This is a genomic window from Pseudomonas sp. IT-P395 (assembly GCF_949767675.1).
Lineage (GTDB): Bacteria > Pseudomonadota > Gammaproteobacteria > Pseudomonadales > Pseudomonadaceae > Aquipseudomonas.
This window is the reverse complement of the sequence record NZ_CATKPW010000022.1, coordinates 61,248-79,573: the sequence shown is the minus strand read 5'-3', so window position 1 is coordinate 79,573 and position 18,326 is coordinate 61,248. Positions and strand designations below refer to the sequence as shown.

The following is an 18,326-nucleotide window of genomic DNA, read 5'->3' as shown; positions in this document are numbered from 1 at the left end:
GCGTTCCAAATGTAGGAGTTGCCGAAGGCTGCGATCTTTTGAGGCCCTGAAATGCACCGAATAAGTGACCGGCAGCCTCGCCACAACGCCCGGCGGGCGCTACTCTGTCGAGGTTTTTTCCCTCAAGTCGTGAACCGCCCAAATGCCAAAAATACAGCTCCTGATCCAGCGCATTCTCGAACTGATGAAGCGCTATCCCGGGGTCATTGCGCTTGGCGGGTTCATCTCCGGGGTCGGCAGTTTCATCATGGTCGATCGTCAGCAAGGGCTGGCGAGCTGGATCACCGTGATCATGCTGCTCAGTTGGATCTGGCTGATGCTGGAAAACACCCTTACCGGCCTTTTCACTCGGATCTTCAAACGCGAGATTCCCCAGCCGCTGCTGCGTTACGCGACGCAGATGATCCATCAGGAAAGCCTGTTTTTCGTCCTGCCGTTCTTCTTTATCACCACGACCTGGAACAGTGGCCAGCTGTTTTTCACCGGCCTGCTCAGCGTCGCCGCGTTGATCTCGATCGTCGACCCGCTCTATTACAAATGGCTGGCGCCCCGGCGCTGGGCGTTTCTCGCACTGCACACGCTGACCCTGTTCGCCGCCCTGCTCACTGCGTTGCCGGTGATCATGCACCTGACCACGGCGCAGAGTTTCAAGTGGGCGCTGGGCATTGCCGTGCTGTTGTCGTTCCCGAGTCTGGCGTCGATCTTTCCGATCCGCACGCTGCGCAACGCGCTGGCGATCCTGTGCATCACCGTCGGCATTGGTGGCGTGGGTTGGGCGCTGCGTTCGTGGGTGCCGCCGGCGACGCTATGGATGACCGACGTGGCGATCAGCACGCAAATGCAGGACCGCACCCCAGGTGCCAGCCTCGACACGGTCAGCGCCGAGCAGATTCGCGGCGATGGCCTGTATGCCTACACCGCGATCAACGCACCGCGCGGGCTGGATGAGCGGATTTATCACGTCTGGCAATTCAACGGCAAAGAGGTCGACCGCATCGCCCTCGACATCCATGGCGGGCGCAAGGAAGGCTACCGTGCGTGGACGCACAAGCAGAACTTCCCCGGCAACCCGGCGGGCAAGTGGCAAGTGCGGGTGTTGACCGAGGATGGCCAGGTGATCGGCGTGCTGCGTTTCGAAGTCACGGACAGCACAGCGATCAAAGAAAAGTAATCCGGTTCGTGCTATTACGTTAGTTCGCATAAAGGCCGAACAAGCACGGAGCTTATGACCAGCAGCTCGATCAGCGGTAATGCTCAACTGGACACGTCGATAACCCCTGCCCGCCTGCGGGTCACGGGGGACTGGACGCTTGCCCATTACGCCGAGCTCAAGCAACTGAGCGAAAAGCTCCACGGTCAGTACGATGCCAACACCCCGATCGACCTCAACAGCCTCGGCGCCCTCGACACCGCTGGCGCTTCGTTGCTGGTCGAACTGCTCGGCTCCGAACGCCTGGGCAAATCCGCCGAACACCCCGATTGCACCCTGACCTCCGCCGACCGCGCGCTGCTGCAAACCGTGTACTGCTCGATGACCGATTTCTGCGTGCCGATCAAAGAGCCGGAAATCAGCGTCAGCGTGCAATTGCTCACGCGCATCGGTCGCGCCGTCGATACCGTCTGGCAAGACACCCTGCAATTGCTCGGCTTCGTCGGCCTGATCATGGAAACCATCGCGCGCAGCCTGTTCCGGCCCAAGCGCTGGCGGATCACGCCGATGATCGCGCACATCGAACAGACCGGCCTCGACGCCGCGCCGATCGTGGCGTTGCTGACCTTTCTGGTCGGCGCGGTGGTGGCGTTTCTCGGCGCCACAGTACTGGCCAGTTTCGGCGCGACGATTTTTACCGTGGACTTGGTCGGGTTCTCGTTCCTGCGTGAATTCGGCGTGCTGCTCACGGCGATCCTGATGGCCGGGCGCACCGCCAGTGCCTTCACCGCGCAGATCGGCTCGATGAAGGCCAACGAAGAAATCGACGCGATCCGCACCCTCGGCCTCGACCCGATGGAGTTGCTGGTCGTGCCGCGGGTACTGGCGATGCTGGTGGCGCTGCCGATGCTGACGTTTCTCGCCATGCTGTGCGGGATCATCGGTGGCGGCGTGGTTTGCGCGGTGTCGCTGGATATTTCGCCAGCGATGTTCCTGACGCTGTTGCAGTCGGACATCGGCGTTCAGCACTTTCTCGTAGGCTTGGTGAAGGCGCCGATCTTTGCCTTCATCATTGCCGCGATTGGTTGTCTGGAAGGCTTCAAGGTCAGCGGCAGCGCCGAGTCGGTCGGCGCCCACACCACCTCCGCTGTGGTGCAATCGATTTTCGTGGTGATCGTGCTCGATGCGGTGGCCGCGCTGTTCTTCATGGAGATGGGCTGGTGAGTCGTCTACCCCGCGCGCCCTCGGAGGCGGTGATCGAAGTCCGCGGCCTGTGCAATCGCTTTGGCAGCCAGAGCGTGCACGAGAACCTCGATCTGGATTTGTACAAGGGCGAAATCCTCGCCGTGGTCGGCGGCTCCGGCAGCGGCAAATCGGTGCTGTTGCGCAGCATTGTCGGTCTGCGCCGGCCCAGCGAAGGCATGGTCAAAGTGTTCGGCAAGAACCTGCCGAGCCTGTCCGAGCATGAGCGCTCGCTGGTCGAGCGACGCTTCGGTGTGTTGTTCCAGAAAGGCGCGCTGTTCTCCTCGCTGACCGTCACCGAGAACGTCGCCCTGCCCCTCATCGAACACGCCGGCTTGAGCCGCAACGACGCCGAGCACTTGGCCGCCGTGAAGCTGGCGCTGGCCGGTTTGCCGCTGTCGGCAGCGGACAAATACCCGGCGTCGCTGTCCGGCGGCATGATCAAGCGCGCCGCGCTGGCCCGGGCGCTGGCGCTGGATCCGGACATTCTGTTTCTCGACGAACCCACCGCCGGCCTCGATCCGATTGGCGCGGCGCAATTCGATCAATTGATCCTGACCCTGCGCGATGCGCTCGGCCTCAGCGTGTTTCTGGTGACCCACGACCTCGACACGCTCTACACCATCACCGACCGCGTGGCGGTGCTGGCGCAGAAAAAGGTCTTGGTCGCCGGTCCCATCGACGTCGTCTCGGAAACCGACGACGCGTGGATTCACGAATACTTCCACGGCCCGCGCGGCCGCTCGGCGCTGGACGCCGCCAAATTGCTCAACGAGGTCTGACATGGAAACCCGAGCGCATCATGTGTTGATCGGCCTGTTCACCGTGATTGTGGTGGCAGGCGCCCTGCTCTTCGGTCTGTTCCTGGCCAAGTCCAGTGTCGATACCGAGTTCAAGGACTACGAGATTGTCTTCAGCGAAGCGGTCAGCGGTTTGTCCAAGGGCAGCCCGGTGCAGTACAGCGGGATCAAGGTCGGCGATGTGATCAACCTGCGCCTTGATCCAAAGGATCCGCGGCGGGTGCTGGCGCGGATTCGCCTGGCCGGTGACACACCGGTCAAGGAAGACACCCAGGCCAAACTGGCGCTGGCCGGGATTACGGGGACGTCGATCATCCAGCTCAGCGGCGGCACGCCCGAGAGCCCGAAACTGCGTGGGCATGACGGTAATCTGCCGACCATCGTGGCATCGCCCTCGCCTATTTCGCGCTTGCTCAATGACTCCAACGATTTGATGACCGGCATCACCGCGCTGCTGCAGAACGCCAATCAGATGTTCTCTGCCGAGAACGTCGAGCGTGTGAGCAAGACCCTCGCCCATCTGGAGCAAACCACCGGGACGATCAACGATCAGCGCGGTGACATCAAACAGGCCATGCAGCAACTGGCGACCGTCGGCAAACAGGCTGGCAGCATGCTCGAACAGACCTCGCTGCTGATGCGCAACGCTAACGGCCTGATCAACGATCAAGGCAAGCAAGCATTGGGCAGCGCCGAGCAAGCGATGAAGTCGCTGGAACAAAGCACCACCACCATCAGCACCTTGCTCAGCAAAAACGAAAACTCCCTCGACAACGGCATGCAGGGCCTCAATGGCCTGGCGCCGGCGATCCGCGAACTGCGTGAGACGCTGACCTCGCTGCGAGCTATTTCCCAACGCCTTGAGGCCAACCCCAGCGGTTACCTGCTGGGCCGTGACAAGAACAAGGAATTCACGCCATGAAGCTGACTCGCCTCGCCCTCTTCGCTGCCGGTTTTTCCTTGATCAGCGCCTGTTCGATTCTGCCCGAGTCCGAGCCGTCGGATGTCTATCGCCTGCCGACTGCCCAGGCGCCCGCCTCGGCCCGTTCGGCGGCGACTCAGTCGTGGTCGCTGCGGTTGAACAAGCTGCAGGCCAGTGAAGCGTTGAACCGGCCGACGATTGCGGTGATTCCGCAGGGTGACGTGATCAGCAGCTACAAAGGCTCGCGCTGGAGCGATCCGGCACCGGTGCTGGTGCGTAATCGTTTGCTCGACGGCTTTGCGCGTGATGGCCGGGTGACGTTGCTGAGTACCGATGACAGCAACTTTGCGGCGGATCTGGAATTGGGCGGGAGTTTGCAGGCGTTTCAGACCGAGTATCAGGGCACCCAGGCCAGCGTAGTGGTGCGGGTTGATGCGTTGCTGGTGCGCGGTTATGACCAGCGGATTCTGGCCAGTCGGCGGTTTGAGGAGCGTCAGCCATTGAACGATGTGCAGGTGCCGGCGGTGGTCGCCGGGTTTGGTCAGGCCAGTGATCGTCTCACCGCCAAAGTAGTCGCCTGGGCCGTAGAGCAAGGCCAGAAACTCGCTCCCCCAAAGCCCTGATTCACCACAATCCATGTAGGAGTGAGCCTGCTCGCGATAGCGGTCTATAAGCCACCATCATCAGTGACTGTCACCCAGCTATCGCGAGCAGGCTCACTCCTACAGTTTGGATATTTGTTCAGCCGAAGAACCAGTAGCAGACGAAAATCGCACCCACGACACCGGCAAACTCCGCCAACAACGCACACCCCACCGCATGCCGCGCGCGTTGAATCCCCACCGCACCGAAATACACCGCCAGCACATAGAACGTGGTTTCGGTACTGCCCTGAATCGTCGCCGCGACCAGCGCCGGGAAGCTGTCGACACCGGACGTTTTCATCGTCTCGATCAACATCGCCCGCGCCGCACTGCCGGAGAACGGTTTGACCATCGCCGTCGGCAGCGCATCGACAAACCGCGTGTCCCAACCGGCCCACTCGACGAGATGCCGAATGCCGTCCAGACCAAAGTCCAGTGCCCCGGAGGCGCGCAGCACGCCGACCGCACAGAGCATCGCGACCAGATAGGGCAGCAGGTTCTTCGCTACGTCGAAGCCTTCTTTGGCGCCCTCAACAAACGCCTCGTAGACCTTGACCTTCTTCAACGCGCCGATCAGCAAAAACAGCATGATCAACCCAAACAGCGTGAGATTGCCGAGGATCGACGACAATCCCGCCAAGGCCGTAGCTGAAAGAGTACCCAACAGCGCCATGAATCCACCGAGAATCAGCGCGCCCGGAATCAAATAAGCCAACACCACCGGATCCCAGATCCGCAAACGCTGCATGAACGCCACCGAGAGGAAGCCGACAATCGTCGAGCAGCTGGTCGCCAGCAGAATTGGCAGGAACACCAGCGTCGGGTCGGGTGCGCCTTGCTGGGCGCGGTACATGAAGATCGTTACCGGCAGCAGGGTCAGGGAAGAGGCGTTGAGCACCAGGAAGAGGATTTGCGCGTTACTGGCGATGGTGGCACTGGGATTGAGCTCCTGCAGCGCCTTCATGGCTTTCAGGCCGATCGGCGTGGCCGCGTTGTCGAGGCCGAGACCGTTGGCGGCGAAGTTCAGGGTGATCAGGCCAAGGGCAGGGTGACCGGCCGGGACTTCCGGCATCAGCCGCAGAAACAGCGGGCCGAGCACTTTCGCCAGCCACTCGACGATCCCGGCCTTCTCGGCAATGCGCAGGAAGCCCAGCCACAGGGTGAGGGTGCCGAACAGCAGCACCATGACTTCGACCGAGAGCTTGGCCATGGCGAAAATGCTTTCCACCATCGCCGCAAAGATCCCGGCGTTACCGCCGATCAGCCACTGCGCCAGCGCCGATACGGCTGCCACGATGAAGAAGCCAAGCCACAGGCCATTAAGCATCAGTCAAATCCCCCGAAGAATGCGGCGAATGATAGCGGGGTCGCCAGAAACGACAAACCCCGGATTTCTCCGGGGTTTGTGTGTACCTGCTGCCACCCCATTTACCGGGTTGACCTCAATCTCCTACAGGGGTGTGTCAGTTCTTCGAGATTTCGCCTGCTGGCAGTTTTTCCTTGCTGCGCCAGTGCGGCAGGGAGTTCCAGTAGCGCTCGCCCTTGGCGTCGTCGTACATGCCTTCCCAGCGTGCGATAACCAGCACGGCCAGCGCGTTACCAATCACGTTCAGTGCGGTACGGGCCATGTCCATGACGCGGTCGACACCGGCGATAAACGCCAGGCCTTCCAGCGGAATACCGACGCTGCCCAGAGTTGCCAGCAGCACCACGAAGGACACGCCCGGTACACCGGCGATGCCTTTGGAGGTGACCATCAGGGTCAGGACCAGCAGCAGTTGCTGGCTGATCGACAGGTCGATGCCGTACAGCTGCGCAATGAAGATTGCCGCGATCGACTGGTACAGGGTCGAACCGTCGAGGTTGAACGAGTAACCGGTCGGGACGACGAAGCTGCAGATGGCTTTCGGCGCGCCGTAGGCTTCCATCTTCTCGATCACGCGTGGTAGCACGGTTTCCGAAGAAGCGGTGGAGTAGGCCAGGACCAGCTCATCCTTGAAGATGCGCATCAGCTTGAACACCGAGAAACCGAACATCTTGGCGATCAGGCCCAACACCACGAAGGCGAAGAAGGCGATGGCGAAGTAAACCAGGATGACCAGTTTGGCCAGCGGCACCAGCGAGGCGAAGCCGAAGTTGGCCACCGTTACCGCGATCAGTGCGAATACGCCGATCGGCGCATAGTTCATGATCATGTGGGTGACTTTGAACATGCTTTCCGAGACGCCCTGGAACATCTTCACCAGCGGCTCGCGCAGGTCCGACTGCAGGCTCGACAGACCGAGACCGAACAGCACGGAGAAGAAGATGATCGGCAGCATTTCGCCGCGAGCCATGGCCGCGAAGATGTTCGACGGGATCAGGTTGAGGATGGTCTCGATGAACGCGTGTTCATGCTGCACTTCGGCGGCGGTCGCCTGGTACTTGGAGATATCCACCGTGCCCAGGGTGCTCATGTCGATGCCGGCACCCGGATGGAACACGTTTGCCAATACCAGACCAACGAGGATGGCAATGGTGGTGACGATTTCGAAATAGATGATCGTCTTCAGGCCGATGCGCCCGAGCTTCTTGGCGTCGCCCACGCCGGCGATGCCGACAATCAGGGAAGAGATGACGATCGGGATCACGATCATCTTGATCAGACGGATAAAGATATCGCCTGCCGGTTGCAGGACGTTGCTGATCCACCAGGCTTTCTCGGCACTGAAGTGGTTGAGCAACGCACCAATTGCAATACCCAATACCAGACCGATGAGGATCTGCCAGGCGAGGCTAAGTTTTGCCTTCTTCATTATCTTTACCCTTACTTGCGTTTGACTCAGGCACATGCAGGAACTGGAACGCTCTTTAGCGGAAAAGTCTGTGCATCTGCCTCCGTATAAGGTGCCCCGAAGCGCGTATTTACGGCTCTTCGGCAGGCGAAAAAAGGCGCAACTATTCCGATGCAAGGTTGCGCCGTCTAATGCCGTAAACGCCTACCCTATGCCGAATCGGCATGAGCTTTTTTTATTGAAACTGGCGTCCCAACCGGTTCGATTGTGACATTTCGGCCGGCATAAGTGCCGTGAACCGGCCATCACAGAGCACGTTGATTATTTTTTGAACGAGAAAAATCGACAAAAATGTTGGGAAAATGCCTACGTGGCAAGACTAGAAGTCCTACTGTTTAAGCGGTTTTTTTGTCGATATACGGTCGCCAGGAAACACCGCGTAATGTTTTCGCGCGCAGTGTCAGCGATAAAAACAGCGAGCTGGACGCTCTGGATCAATGTTTTGTCTTTTTGAAAGCTCAGCGCAAGTCCGTCGAGCCACTGTGGGTCGGCGAACCTGCGGCGCAGCTTTTACCCTGACCCGGCCCTCTCGCAGGCACTCCCTGTACCCGTAGGTCACTCCGACCCTGCAACAGTCAGAACATCCCGGCCCCTTGGTCATGCGCCTGCCTTCCTCAGGTGAGCGCAATGGAGGGCAGCAGGGCGCTGCCCTCATGTTCAAATCAGTACCACTTCGGATCTTTCTTCAGGGTTTCCATCAGCAGATCCTGCATGCCTTGATCGGGTTTGCCGAAGAAGCGATATGTCGCATGTCGCGTCGGCGACTTGTCTTGCGGCAATCCTTCAGGAACATCAACCAGCATGGCGTAGGCGTCATCCTTGTCGAAACTGAATGCGACGATCAAACGGTGGTTCAGGCACTTGTCCTGATTCTCGCAGAGCGGGCCCACCAAGTACTTGTTGCCGTCTTCAGTAACCGCGTTCATCTGTTGTTCGGAGGCCCCGGACAGGTTGATCACCCATTCCGGTACGCGCTCTTCTTTCTTTATCACGCCTTCCCAGGTCTCACGGTACTGCTCGTCAGAGGCGAGCAGTTCGTTGACCCGCGCCTGGCCGTCATTGGCCGCCATCGCCATGGCACTACCGCCCAGAAGCAGGGCGGCTGCCAGTGTCTTTAACGCACTCATCGTTAACCTCGGCCACGACGGCCAAAGAAGAAGGAAGCGATGAACATCACCAGGAACACGACAAAGAGAATCTTGGCGATACCCGTGGCGGTGCCCGCGATACCACCGAAGCCCAGTACTGCAGCGATGATGGCAATGATCAAGAATGTAATTGCCCAGCTCAACATGGTGATTCTCCTTACTTCTCTATTTAGGGGTGTTGCATGTCCCGGCGCTGTGCGCCCGAATTCGTTTGCTCTTTAGAAAACCCAACGCTCTTCACGTGGCAGTTGATCCAGCGGCTGCGCCTGATCGACGTCCATCATGCGCATCGAGGCGCTTTCGGCCTGACTGCTGCTGACGGCGCTGAAGTGCGTTTGCGTGCTGTGCTGGATCGAGATCAGCGGCTCAACTTTCTGGCTGTTTTCCCAGCTCAGGTATTGCTGGCAAGCGATCAGGGTGATCAACAGCGCCAATACGCCAAACAGACCTTGCTGGATGTGCAGTGGCGAGATACGCACTTGGGCGGCACGTTGGCGAGTCATCCTGGGTTCCTCACTCTTATTCGGTTAGGGCAGTTCATGTTCTGCCCGGGCTAAGTGAGGTATTGCAGCCTGCATGCCAGTTTTTTAATTGAAAAATATTCAATAAAATCAATGAGTTATGTGCGTGATAAAAAACGTTTGCGACGCATCCTGCACGATGGGGCATCTGAGATCGTGCGCAATGCACGATTTTTTCGTAGGAGATTTCATTCTTATGGAATTGAGAGCAGGGCGCAGATGTCAGAAAAGTACGCAGGGAATGCCCTGCAAATCGGTGATTGTTTAAAAAACCAGCAAAACCAACAACTTGGCCGTAATGGCAGGAGAGAGCTACCCTCCTATGGCTGGCATCGTTCAGAATCAACCATGCAACTTGCCCGATTTTTCCGGGACTAACCCAAGACCAATCACTATGGAGCGTAGGAAAAATGGAATCTGCCACTGAGCATCAAGGCCGCATTCTGCTGGTGGACGACGAATCTGCCATCCTGCGTACCTTCCGTTATTGCCTCGAAGACGAAGGCTATACGGTTGCCACAGCCAACAGCGCGGCTCAGGCCGACGCGCTGCTGCAACGCCAGGTCTTCGACCTGTGCTTCCTTGATTTACGTCTGGGCGAAGACAACGGTCTCGACGTACTGGCGCAGATGCGCATTCAGGCGCCGTGGATGCGTGTGGTCATCGTCACCGCGCATTCGGCTGTCGATACCGCCGTCGATGCGATCCAGGCAGGCGCGGCCGACTATCTGGTGAAACCGTGCAGCCCGGATCAGTTGCGTCTGGCCACCGCCAAACAGCTGGAAGTGCGCCAACTGTCAGCGCGCCTGGAAGCTCTCGAAGGCGAGATTCGCAAACCGAAGGACGGTCTCGACTCCCACAGCCCGGCAATGAAAGTGGTACTGGAAACAGCACGCCAGGTCGCCGGCACCGACGCCAACATTCTTATCCTCGGCGAGTCCGGCACCGGTAAAGGTGAACTGGCTCGAGCGATTCATGGCTGGAGCAAGCGCGAGAAGAAATCCTGCGTGACCATCAACTGCCCGTCGCTGACGGCGGAATTGATGGAAAGCGAGCTGTTCGGTCACAGTCGCGGCGCGTTTACCGGTGCTAGCGAGAGCACCTTGGGTCGAGTCAATCAGGCCGACGGCGGTACGCTGTTTCTCGATGAGATCGGCGATTTTCCGCTCACTTTGCAACCCAAGTTGCTGCGTTTCATTCAGGACAAGGAATATGAGCGGGTGGGCGATCCGGTCACCCGTCGCGCCGATGTGCGTATTCTGGCGGCAACCAACCTCAACCTCGAAGACATGGTCCGAGACGGGCGTTTCCGCGAAGACCTGCTCTATCGTCTGAATGTCATCACCCTGCATCTGCCGCCCTTGCGCGAGCGCGCCGAGGACATTCTGACCCTGGCCGATCGCTTTCTCGCGCGTTTCGTCAAAGAGTATGCGCGCCCGGCACGGGGCTTCAGCGACGAGGCTCGCGAGGCACTGTTGGGCTACCGTTGGCCGGGCAACATTCGCGAGCTGCGTAACGTGGTTGAGCGGGCAAGCATCATCTGCCCGCAGGAGCGTGTGGAAATCAGCCACCTCGGCATGGCCGAACAACCGGTCAACAACGCCCCTCGAGTCGGTGCGGCATTGAGCCTCGACGAATTGGAGAAAGCCCACATCGGCGCGGTCCTCGCCACCGCCGGCACGCTGGATCAAGCGGCAAAAACCCTCGGCATCGACGCTTCGACCCTGTATCGCAAGCGCAAGCAGTACAACCTGTGAGCGCCCGGCGATGAAACTGGCGATGAAGTTGCGGACCCGTTTGTTCTTGAGTATTTCCGCGCTCATCACCGTGGCCTTGCTCGGGCTGCTGCTCGGGCTGGTCAGCGTGATGCAGATGGCGGGAACGCAAGAGGCGTTGGTGCGCAGCAACTTCGTCACCCTCGATCTGGGTCTCAAGCTGCGCCAGACGCTGGGTGATCAACTGATCATCATGCTGGCGGAAAAGCCTGATCCGGTGGCGTTCGAAGCGTCGAAACAGCATTACTTCGAGTTACTGGACCAAGGCATCGCCCAAGAGCAAGAGGGCGATGGCCGGCTATATGGCTTCAGTCGGGCAAAAGCGGATTATCTGAGCTTTCTGGAAGCGTTCGATTTGTCGCGTGACCCGGCCAGCTCGATAAGCAGCAGCGCCGACTTTCGAGAGCGCTTCAACACACTGCGCAACGGACTGATCACCGAACACAAGCATGCACTGGACAACATCAACGCGGTACAGCGTGAGGCGCGCGACCGTGCCTTGTTGATTGCGGGTCTGCTTGGCTTTGTCGGGCTGGCGGTGCTGATCATCGGTTTTATCACGGCCCACGGCATTGCTCGGCGTTTCGGCGCGCCGATCGAGGCGCTGGCGAAAGCCGCAGACAATATCGGCCAGGGCAATTTTGAAGTGACCCTGCCGATTTCCTCGGCGATGGAAATGAATCTGCTGACCAAACGCTTTGGCCTGATGGCCGAGGCGCTTCGCGAGCACCAGGCGACCAACGTTGATGAACTGCTCGCCGGTCAGCAACGCTTGCAAGCGGTGCTCGACAGCATCGATGACGGCTTGCTGATGATCGACCGCCAAGGGCATCTGGAGCACCTCAACCCAGTGGCCCAGCGACAATTGGGCTGGGAAGATGATCGTCTCGGCCAAGGGTTGGGCACGGCGCTGGAGCGACCAGAGCTGGATTCGCAGCTGCAGCTGGTGCTGCGCGGCGGCTCCCTGGAGCGCGCGCCGGAAGACTTGAGCATCGAGGTCGACGGCGAATCCCGCCTGCTGACCTACAGCCTGACCCCGGTCAGCCACACCCAGGGACATATCCTCGGCGCGGTGATGGTGCTGCACGATGTCACCGAGCAACGCGCCTTCGAACGGGTGCGCAGCGAGTTCGTCTTGCGCGCTTCCCATGAGCTGCGCACCCCCGTCACCGGCATGCACATGGCGTTCGGCCTGTTCCGCGAACGGGCGAAGTATCCCGCGGAGTCGCGAGAGGCCGATCTGCTCGACACCGTGAATGAGGAAATGCAGCGCCTGATGCAGTTGATCAATGACTTGCTCAACTTCTCGCGTTATCAGAATGGCCTGCAGAAACTCACCCTGGCACCATGCTCCATCGAAGACTTGCTGGAGCAGGCGCAACTACGCTTTGCCGATTCGGCGGCGGCCAAGGGCATCGCCCTGAATGTCGAGGTGCAGGGGCCGTTGCCACGTTTGCAGGCCGATCAGGCGCAACTCGATCGCGTGCTGGATAACCTGATCGACAACGCCCTGCGCCATACCGCCCGCAACGGTCAGATCCGCTTGCAGGCACGCCGGCACGGCGAGCGAGTGATCATCAGTGTTGAAGACAACGGCGAAGGCATTGCCTACGGTCAGCAAGGACGGATCTTCGAACCGTTCGTACAGGTAGGGCGCAAGAAGGGTGGTGCCGGTCTGGGCTTGGCGCTGTGCAAGGAAATCGTCCAGCTGCATGGCGGACGCATGGGCGTTTACTCGCGACCGGGGCAAGGTACGCAGTTTTATATGGCGCTGACGGTCTAGGCTTCATCGTCCATTCGCCGTCCGGCAAGGCGTCGGCCACGGGTGATCAGTTCGATGAACTGCACCGCGCTGAGCGCATGGGCGAACAACCAGCCCTGGCCGAATTTCACGCCTTCGCTGCTGAGCAACTCAGCCTGCGATTCCAGCTCGATGCCTTCGGCAATCACCTTCAGATCCAGCGCCTGGGCCATGTGAATGATGTGCGGGGCGACGCCGCTGCTCGCTGCGTCATGGCCCAGTGCATCGATAAATGCTTTGTCGATTTTCAGGCAATCGACCGGCAAGGTCTGCAGATAGGCGAGGCTGCAGTAGCCGGTGCCGAAGTCATCGATCAATACTTGATGGCCGACATCGCGCAAGGCTTGCAGGTTTTCCCGCGCCACCACCACATCAATCAAACCGCGCTCGGTAACTTCGAAGGCAATCTGCCGCGCGGCGACGCGATGGAGCGTGAGCAGCCGCGCCATGACCTGGCCAATGCGCGGCACCATCACGTCACAGGCTGCAAGGTTGACCGAGATATACAGCTGCGGATTGGCGCGCAGCAACTGGCCCAGTTGCTCCAGCAAGCGCTGCAGAACAAAGTCGGTCATCTGGCGGATTTGTCCGGTGTTTTCCGCCATGGGGATAAACAGGTCGGGACTGGTCAGCGTGCCGTCCGGGCGACGCCAGCGTAGCAGCGCCTCGGCGCCGACGCAGTTGCGGCTGTCGAGATCGAAGATCGGCTGATAGAGCACCTGCAACTCGCCGCGCCGGATCGCGCCGTGCAGTTCGGCGTCCAGTGACTGACGCTGGCGCACCAGCAGGAAAACGAAGAAACCCGAAAAGGCGCCAAGCAGCACGCACGCCGGAATCATCCACCACCAGATAGCCGGGATGTGCATGCTGGTTCTGGGTGTGATCAGCACCAACTGATACTCCGGATTATCCGTGGGCATGCGGTAGATCAGCCGGGTCTGCGTGACTTGCAGGGCATCGCGACTCTTTGGTGGCCAGTGTTCCGTGGGTGGCCAGTCTTGCGCCATGCCGAGCACCGGGATGGCCCGGGTGCCGTGATCGAGCACCACTAGCAGGCTGCTGCCGGGCGACAGATCGACCATGTCGGTCAGATGCCCGCGCGAGGTGGCCACGCGGAAATTGCCGCGTCCGAGCATCAGCGCTGCACGGTTTTCATCGGGTTCGGTGGTGGTGTTCAGCCAATAACTGTAAGTCGGGCCTTTGATATCCGGCGCGCGAACCACCGACAGGCCTTCCTGGCGCGGACGGTTCGAGCAGGTCCGCGAAGCGTCCATATAAGCTGCTTCATACACGAAGCGATAGTTGAAGGTGACCTGCTGCAGGGTGGCGATCATTTCATCGTCACAACTGCGCAATGGCTGCGCTTCAAGATCATCGAGACTTTCACGCAACTGGCCGAACAATTGTTCGAGGCGGGCGAGGAACCGCTCGCCTTGTGCGTTCATTTGCTGGCTTTCGCTTTGCTCGACCTGGCGCATCGCCACGAACATTCCGCCGGCGATCAGCAGGCTGGCACTGAGGACAGCCGCGATCATCGCCAAAAACCAGGGGCGATAAAACCAGCTACGCAACGTCTCTCGGGTAGCAGCCATCAAGGAATATCCGAAGAATTACCAATGAGTTATAGCTGCTGATTGCAATTTCGCCCTGACCGTCGGGCGGGCGTCATTATTTTGTCTGATTGAGCACCAGCAATAGTGCCGCCGTTTGCGCATCCGGCGTGCCGTCGAAGCGCGAAGGGCGGAAGTGCATCTGGAACGCTGCAAGGACGTGGCGCGTGGCGACGTCCAGTTCACCAGTCTGCGGCGTGTCATAACCCAGGTGCGCCAGTTGTGCCTGGAACCAACTGATACTCGGCAGTTCACTGCTGTTGAACAGCATTTGCTGGCGCGCTACCGCCTGTTCGTTCGGCCAGACGCCCAAGCCTTCAGCAGCGAGGCGTTTCCACGGGAACAGTGGCCCCGGATCAAGTTTGCGCAAGGGTGCGATGTCGCTGTGACCGATAATGTGTCGCGGGCTGATGCCGTTGCGTTTGCTGATGTCTTTGAGCAGGGCGATCAACGATTGGATCTGCGCCTCGCTGTACGGATACCACAGACGCCCGCTCGGCGTGTCCTTGAAACCCGGGTTGACGATTTCAATGCCGATCGAGCTGGAGTTGAGCCAGGTACGCCCCTGCCATTGGCTTTCGCCGGCGTGCCAGGCGCGTTGATTCTCATCCATGAGTTTGTAGACCGTACCGCTATTGTCGTCGCCGATCAGGTAATGGCTGCTGACTTCGCCGTGGGTCAGCAACTGCAGCGAGCGCTCCAGCGAGGCCGACGTGTAATGCACGACCACAAACTGAATGCGGCTGTCGTAATTGGCCGAAGGGTGGCTGGTGTTGTAGCGCGGGCCACTGGCACAACCGGCCAGAACGAGCAACGAAGCGAGGAGGGCAAAGAATTTCATGGCAGAAGGCAGTACACGCAAGACAGTAATGCAACAGTGTAACGTACTGCCTTGCGTCTCGACGGTCAGTGGGCGGATTTAAACAAAATGGAACAATTTGCTCAGCCCAGCTCGACCCGATTACGGCCTGCATTTTTAGCGCGATAAAGCGCCTGATCGGCTCTTTTCAGCACCAGATCGCTGTGTTCTCCAGCACGAAATGTTGCCAGCCCCATGGAAATGGTGATCGTCACTCGCTCGCCCTTGAAGTGGAAAGGGCAGGCTTCGATCGCTGCGCGCAACGTTTCCAGAAGCTTGGCGCCGACCGCAGGCGGGGTGGCCGGCAGCAGCAAGACGAACTCCTCACCACCGAATCGGGCAATGAAATCAGATCCGCGCAGGCGTTTGCGCAGCACCGTGGCAATAATCTTCAGCACCTTGTCGCCGGCCAGATGGCCGTAGTTGTCATTGATCCGTTTGAAGTGATCAAGGTCGAGCATGGCCAGGCTCAGGGTGTTGCCGTGCTGCTGCCACTGCTTGATTTCATGCTCGAGGCGCTCGCTCCACGCAGCGCGATTGGGCAAGCCGGTGAGTGGGTCGATCAAGGCTTTCTGGCGCTGTTCTTCGAGGTGCTCACGGAATCCCTGGGCTTCCTGCTCCATATGCGCCACGCGCTCGGACAGACCTTTGAGCCGCGCAGCCACTTCCTGTTCGCGGGCGTCGCGCTGCTTCTGGTGCTGATCCATGGTGCCGATCAAGCCTTCGAGATGGTTCTCCAACACTTGCTTGAGGTCATCCAGATCGGCGGCTTCCTGAACGCTGGTCTGCAAGCCGTCGACTTGCTCGCGGATCTGCGTATCCATGGCCCGCGCCGCTGAGCTGTTGTCGGCATGGCCTTCACTGGCAGCTTGCAGATTGCTCTGGAACGCTTCGAGGCGTTCGTTGAGTTGCTGCAGGTAGGCTTCGAATTCGTGCTGGCCGCTGTCGGTGATCGCCAGCATCAACGTCGCGAGATCGTCGAGGATCGGTATCAGTTCGTACCAGTTCAAGCCATGTTTCAGCCTTTCACGCATGGCTTCGGCTTGCGGGCGGTGGCGCTCCGGCAGGGTCAGGTCGTCGAGGAGGCCGATCAGGGTGTCTTCGATGTGCTTGGCCACGGAGCTGTAAGACGGCTCCGGGGTATCAGGCAGGGCGAACAGGATGTCGTGTTCGGATTGCTCCGGATCAATGGCGGCCAACGCCTGCGCGATGGGTTCGGGCAGCGGCAGGCTGTCGAGGATCAGTGGCGATGGATCACCGGGGTGAATCAGCTCATCAGGATTGATGGCGGCAGGCGTGATTGGAGTCTGAGCGGCAGCCTGGGTGAAAACAGGCTCGGGTTCAAAGCGCTCTGCTTGAGGTTCGCTCGGGTCACTGCTGCCTTCGCTGCCGACCGAGGGTGGCACGAAGGTAACCACTTCTGCCGATTCCGGTTGATTCTGGGCGTCCGGCATTTTTGTTTCGACAGGCGCAATTGCTTCGATGGCAGCAGTTGCCATCACAGGTTCAATCGATGCGACAGGGGCGGGCTGTGCGGTTTCTGGTGCGGGTGACGGTGCGGCAAGCGGTTGCAGCGGCGCGGGTGATTCTGTCGCTGGGGCTTCTTCGCTGTCGCGGCTTCCGAACAAACGCTGCAGCAGACCTGGTCGCCCCGGCTCTGGCGGGGTGTCCAACTGACTCAGTGCCTTGCCTTGCAGGCCGCTGAGTTCACTCAGCAGCAATGGCATTTCCCGCGCCGAACCTACGCGGCTATCCAGTTGTTTGGCGAACTTCTTCAAGGGCTGGGCGACTTCCCGCGGCAGCGGCAACGCCTGCAACTGGGTGACCAGCGATGTCAGCGCGGTGCTGACCTGATCGATACGGGTTTCGCGGCGCTGCTCGGAATCGAGCACGGCTTTTTCCAGGCGCGGCAGGAGGGCGGCGAGGCCGGCGTCCATGTCGTCGGTGCGCACCACGTCGCGCATCTCTTTCATGCACTGATCGACGACTTTATCGGTACCTTCGGCCGCCAGCGTGCTGCGCACCAGGCCGCGACGCAGCAAGTCGAGCCTCGCGGCCCAGCGGCGTTCGAGTTTGTCCTGTTGTTCGATGCTTTTGAGGTACTTCTCTTTCCAGCGCTGGGCGTCGTCGCTCATTCAGGGGTTCCGCGAGGGGCAGGACTCAACGCGGGCAATGCATCGGCCGTGAGCGAACCCGGCAGACGAATCTCTACCGCGACCGGCAGGTGATCGGAAATCGGTTGTGCCAGCACTTCGACCTTTTCCAGGGTCAGGGTCGGGCTGAGCAAAATATGATCAAGGCAACGCTGAGGACGCCAGCTGGGGAATGTCGCTTCCACCTGCGGGGCCAGCAGGCCGAGATCGCGTAACGGAGAATGTTGTAGCAGATCGCTGGCATGGGTGTTCATGTCACCCATCAACACCTGGTGTTTATAGCCACCGATCAGCTCACGAATATAGGCCAGTTGCAGGCTGCGCGTTCGCGCGCCAAGAGCCAGGTGCATCATCACTACCACCAGCGCTTCCGGGCCTTCGCCGAAACGCAGCAGAATCGCCCCGCGACCTTTCGGTCCGGGCAGCGGGTGATCTTCAATCGCCGACGGTTTCAGACGACTGAGCACGCCATTGCTGTGCTGAGCGAGTCGGCCGAGGTTGCGATTGAGCTGTTGATACCAGTAGGGGAAGGCGCCGAGTTGGGCCAGGTGTTCGACCTGATTGACGTAGCCCGAACGCAGGCTGCCGCCATCGGCTTCCTGCAGGGCGACCAGATCGAAGTCGCCGAGCAGGTCGCCGATCTTTTGCAGATTGCCTGAGCGTCCGTTGTGCGGCAGCAGGTGCTGCCAGCTGCGGGTCAGGTAATGCCGATAGCGCTCGGTGCTGATGCCGACCTGGATATTGAAACTGAGCAAACGCAGACGCTGGTCTGCGGGCAGGCCCGTTGACTCCAGGTGATGCTCATTGACCTGCGGATCATGCAGGCCAACGATGCGTTCGGACTTCCAGCGGCGCATGGCGGTTGCC

The 18,326-nt window shown here is 59.9% G+C and carries 16 protein-coding genes; 7 read left to right on the top strand and 9 right to left on the bottom strand.

The features are described from left to right. Positions 1–142: 142 nt before the first annotated feature. The 5 genes from ACM6IN_RS15610 to ACM6IN_RS15590 are packed head-to-tail and all read left to right on the top strand — an operon-like array spanning position 143 to position 4,737. The gene (locus ACM6IN_RS15610; RefSeq protein ID WP_007911799.1) at positions 143–1,171 is read left to right on the top strand and encodes a DUF5924 family protein; all 1,029 of its coding nucleotides are present in this window, start codon (positions 143–145) and stop codon (positions 1,169–1,171) included. Positions 1,172–1,225: 54 nt separating this feature from the next. Then, positions 1,226–2,374, top strand: coding sequence for an ABC transporter permease (locus tag ACM6IN_RS15605; RefSeq protein WP_034152225.1), 1,149 nt, complete (start codon positions 1,226–1,228; stop codon positions 2,372–2,374). Then, complete coding sequence (locus ACM6IN_RS15600; RefSeq protein ID WP_007911797.1) at positions 2,371–3,174, top strand: ABC transporter ATP-binding protein; 804 nt, start codon at positions 2,371–2,373, stop codon at positions 3,172–3,174. Before ACM6IN_RS15605 ends, ACM6IN_RS15600 begins: the two co-directional genes overlap by 4 nt. Before the next feature lies 1 nt (position 3,175). Beyond that, positions 3,176–4,114, top strand: coding sequence for an MlaD family protein (locus ACM6IN_RS15595; RefSeq protein WP_016986431.1), 939 nt, complete (start codon positions 3,176–3,178; stop codon positions 4,112–4,114). After that, positions 4,111–4,737, top strand: coding sequence for an ABC-type transport auxiliary lipoprotein family protein (locus ACM6IN_RS15590; RefSeq protein ID WP_007911794.1), 627 nt, complete (start codon positions 4,111–4,113; stop codon positions 4,735–4,737). The genes ACM6IN_RS15595 and ACM6IN_RS15590 overlap by 4 nt, the downstream gene beginning before the upstream one ends. 118 nt (positions 4,738–4,855) lie before the next feature. Here ACM6IN_RS15590 and ACM6IN_RS15585 read toward each other — a convergent pair whose 3' ends face one another. The 5 genes from ACM6IN_RS15585 to ACM6IN_RS15565 form a co-directional block, all read right to left on the bottom strand. Continuing rightward, positions 4,856–6,085: a nucleoside recognition domain-containing protein gene (locus ACM6IN_RS15585; RefSeq protein WP_007911793.1), complete on the bottom strand. Its 1,230-nt coding sequence runs from the start codon at positions 6,083–6,085 to the stop codon at positions 4,856–4,858. Between the two features lie 136 nt (positions 6,086–6,221). Continuing rightward, the gene (gene gltP / locus ACM6IN_RS15580; protein WP_007911792.1) at positions 6,222–7,553 is read right to left on the bottom strand and encodes a glutamate/aspartate:proton symporter GltP; all 1,332 of its coding nucleotides are present in this window, start codon (positions 7,551–7,553) and stop codon (positions 6,222–6,224) included. Between the two features lie 701 nt (positions 7,554–8,254). After that, a complete protein-coding gene (locus tag ACM6IN_RS15575; protein ID WP_007911791.1) occupies positions 8,255–8,719 on the bottom strand; it encodes an inhibitor of vertebrate lysozyme family protein in 465 nt (154 codons plus the stop codon). Between the two features lie 2 nt (positions 8,720–8,721). Then, positions 8,722–8,886 carry a DUF1328 domain-containing protein gene (locus ACM6IN_RS15570; RefSeq protein WP_003177151.1) on the bottom strand — a complete coding sequence of 55 codons (165 nt, stop codon included), beginning with the start codon at positions 8,884–8,886 and terminating at the stop codon, positions 8,722–8,724. Positions 8,887–8,958: 72 nt separating this feature from the next. Then, positions 8,959–9,243 (bottom strand): hypothetical protein, encoded by a 285-nt coding sequence (locus ACM6IN_RS15565; protein WP_007911790.1) that lies wholly within the window; start codon positions 9,241–9,243, stop codon positions 8,959–8,961. Positions 9,244–9,671: 428 nt separating this feature from the next. Between ACM6IN_RS15565 and algB the strand changes: the two genes are divergently transcribed. Continuing rightward, positions 9,672–11,018 carry a sigma-54-dependent response regulator transcription factor AlgB gene (algB, locus tag ACM6IN_RS15560; RefSeq protein ID WP_007911789.1) on the top strand — a complete coding sequence of 449 codons (1,347 nt, stop codon included), beginning with the start codon at positions 9,672–9,674 and terminating at the stop codon, positions 11,016–11,018. A 10-nt stretch (positions 11,019–11,028) separates the two neighbouring features. Continuing rightward, positions 11,029–12,819, top strand: coding sequence for an ATP-binding protein (locus ACM6IN_RS15555; RefSeq protein ID WP_414916318.1), 1,791 nt, complete (start codon positions 11,029–11,031; stop codon positions 12,817–12,819). Here ACM6IN_RS15555 and ACM6IN_RS15550 read toward each other — a convergent pair. The 4 genes from ACM6IN_RS15550 to ACM6IN_RS15535 all read right to left on the bottom strand — a co-directional run bounded on the left by ACM6IN_RS15550 (position 12,816) and on the right by ACM6IN_RS15535 (position 18,316). Continuing rightward, a complete protein-coding gene (locus ACM6IN_RS15550; protein WP_095113109.1) occupies positions 12,816–14,429 on the bottom strand; it encodes an EAL domain-containing protein in 1,614 nt (537 codons plus the stop codon). The genes ACM6IN_RS15555 and ACM6IN_RS15550 overlap by 4 nt on opposite strands. A gap of 76 nt (positions 14,430–14,505) precedes the next feature. After that, entirely contained in the window at positions 14,506–15,288 is a 783-nt protein-coding gene (locus ACM6IN_RS15545) for an N-acetylmuramoyl-L-alanine amidase (RefSeq protein WP_007911785.1), read from the bottom strand. A gap of 101 nt (positions 15,289–15,389) precedes the next feature. After that, positions 15,390–17,441: a diguanylate cyclase gene (locus ACM6IN_RS15540; protein WP_414916317.1), complete on the bottom strand. Its 2,052-nt coding sequence runs from the start codon at positions 17,439–17,441 to the stop codon at positions 15,390–15,392. After that, the gene (locus ACM6IN_RS15535) at positions 17,438–18,316 is read right to left on the bottom strand and encodes an endonuclease/exonuclease/phosphatase family protein (RefSeq protein WP_007911779.1); all 879 of its coding nucleotides are present in this window, start codon (positions 18,314–18,316) and stop codon (positions 17,438–17,440) included. Before ACM6IN_RS15535 ends, ACM6IN_RS15540 begins: the two co-directional genes overlap by 4 nt. Between the last annotated feature and the right edge of the window lie 10 nt (positions 18,317–18,326).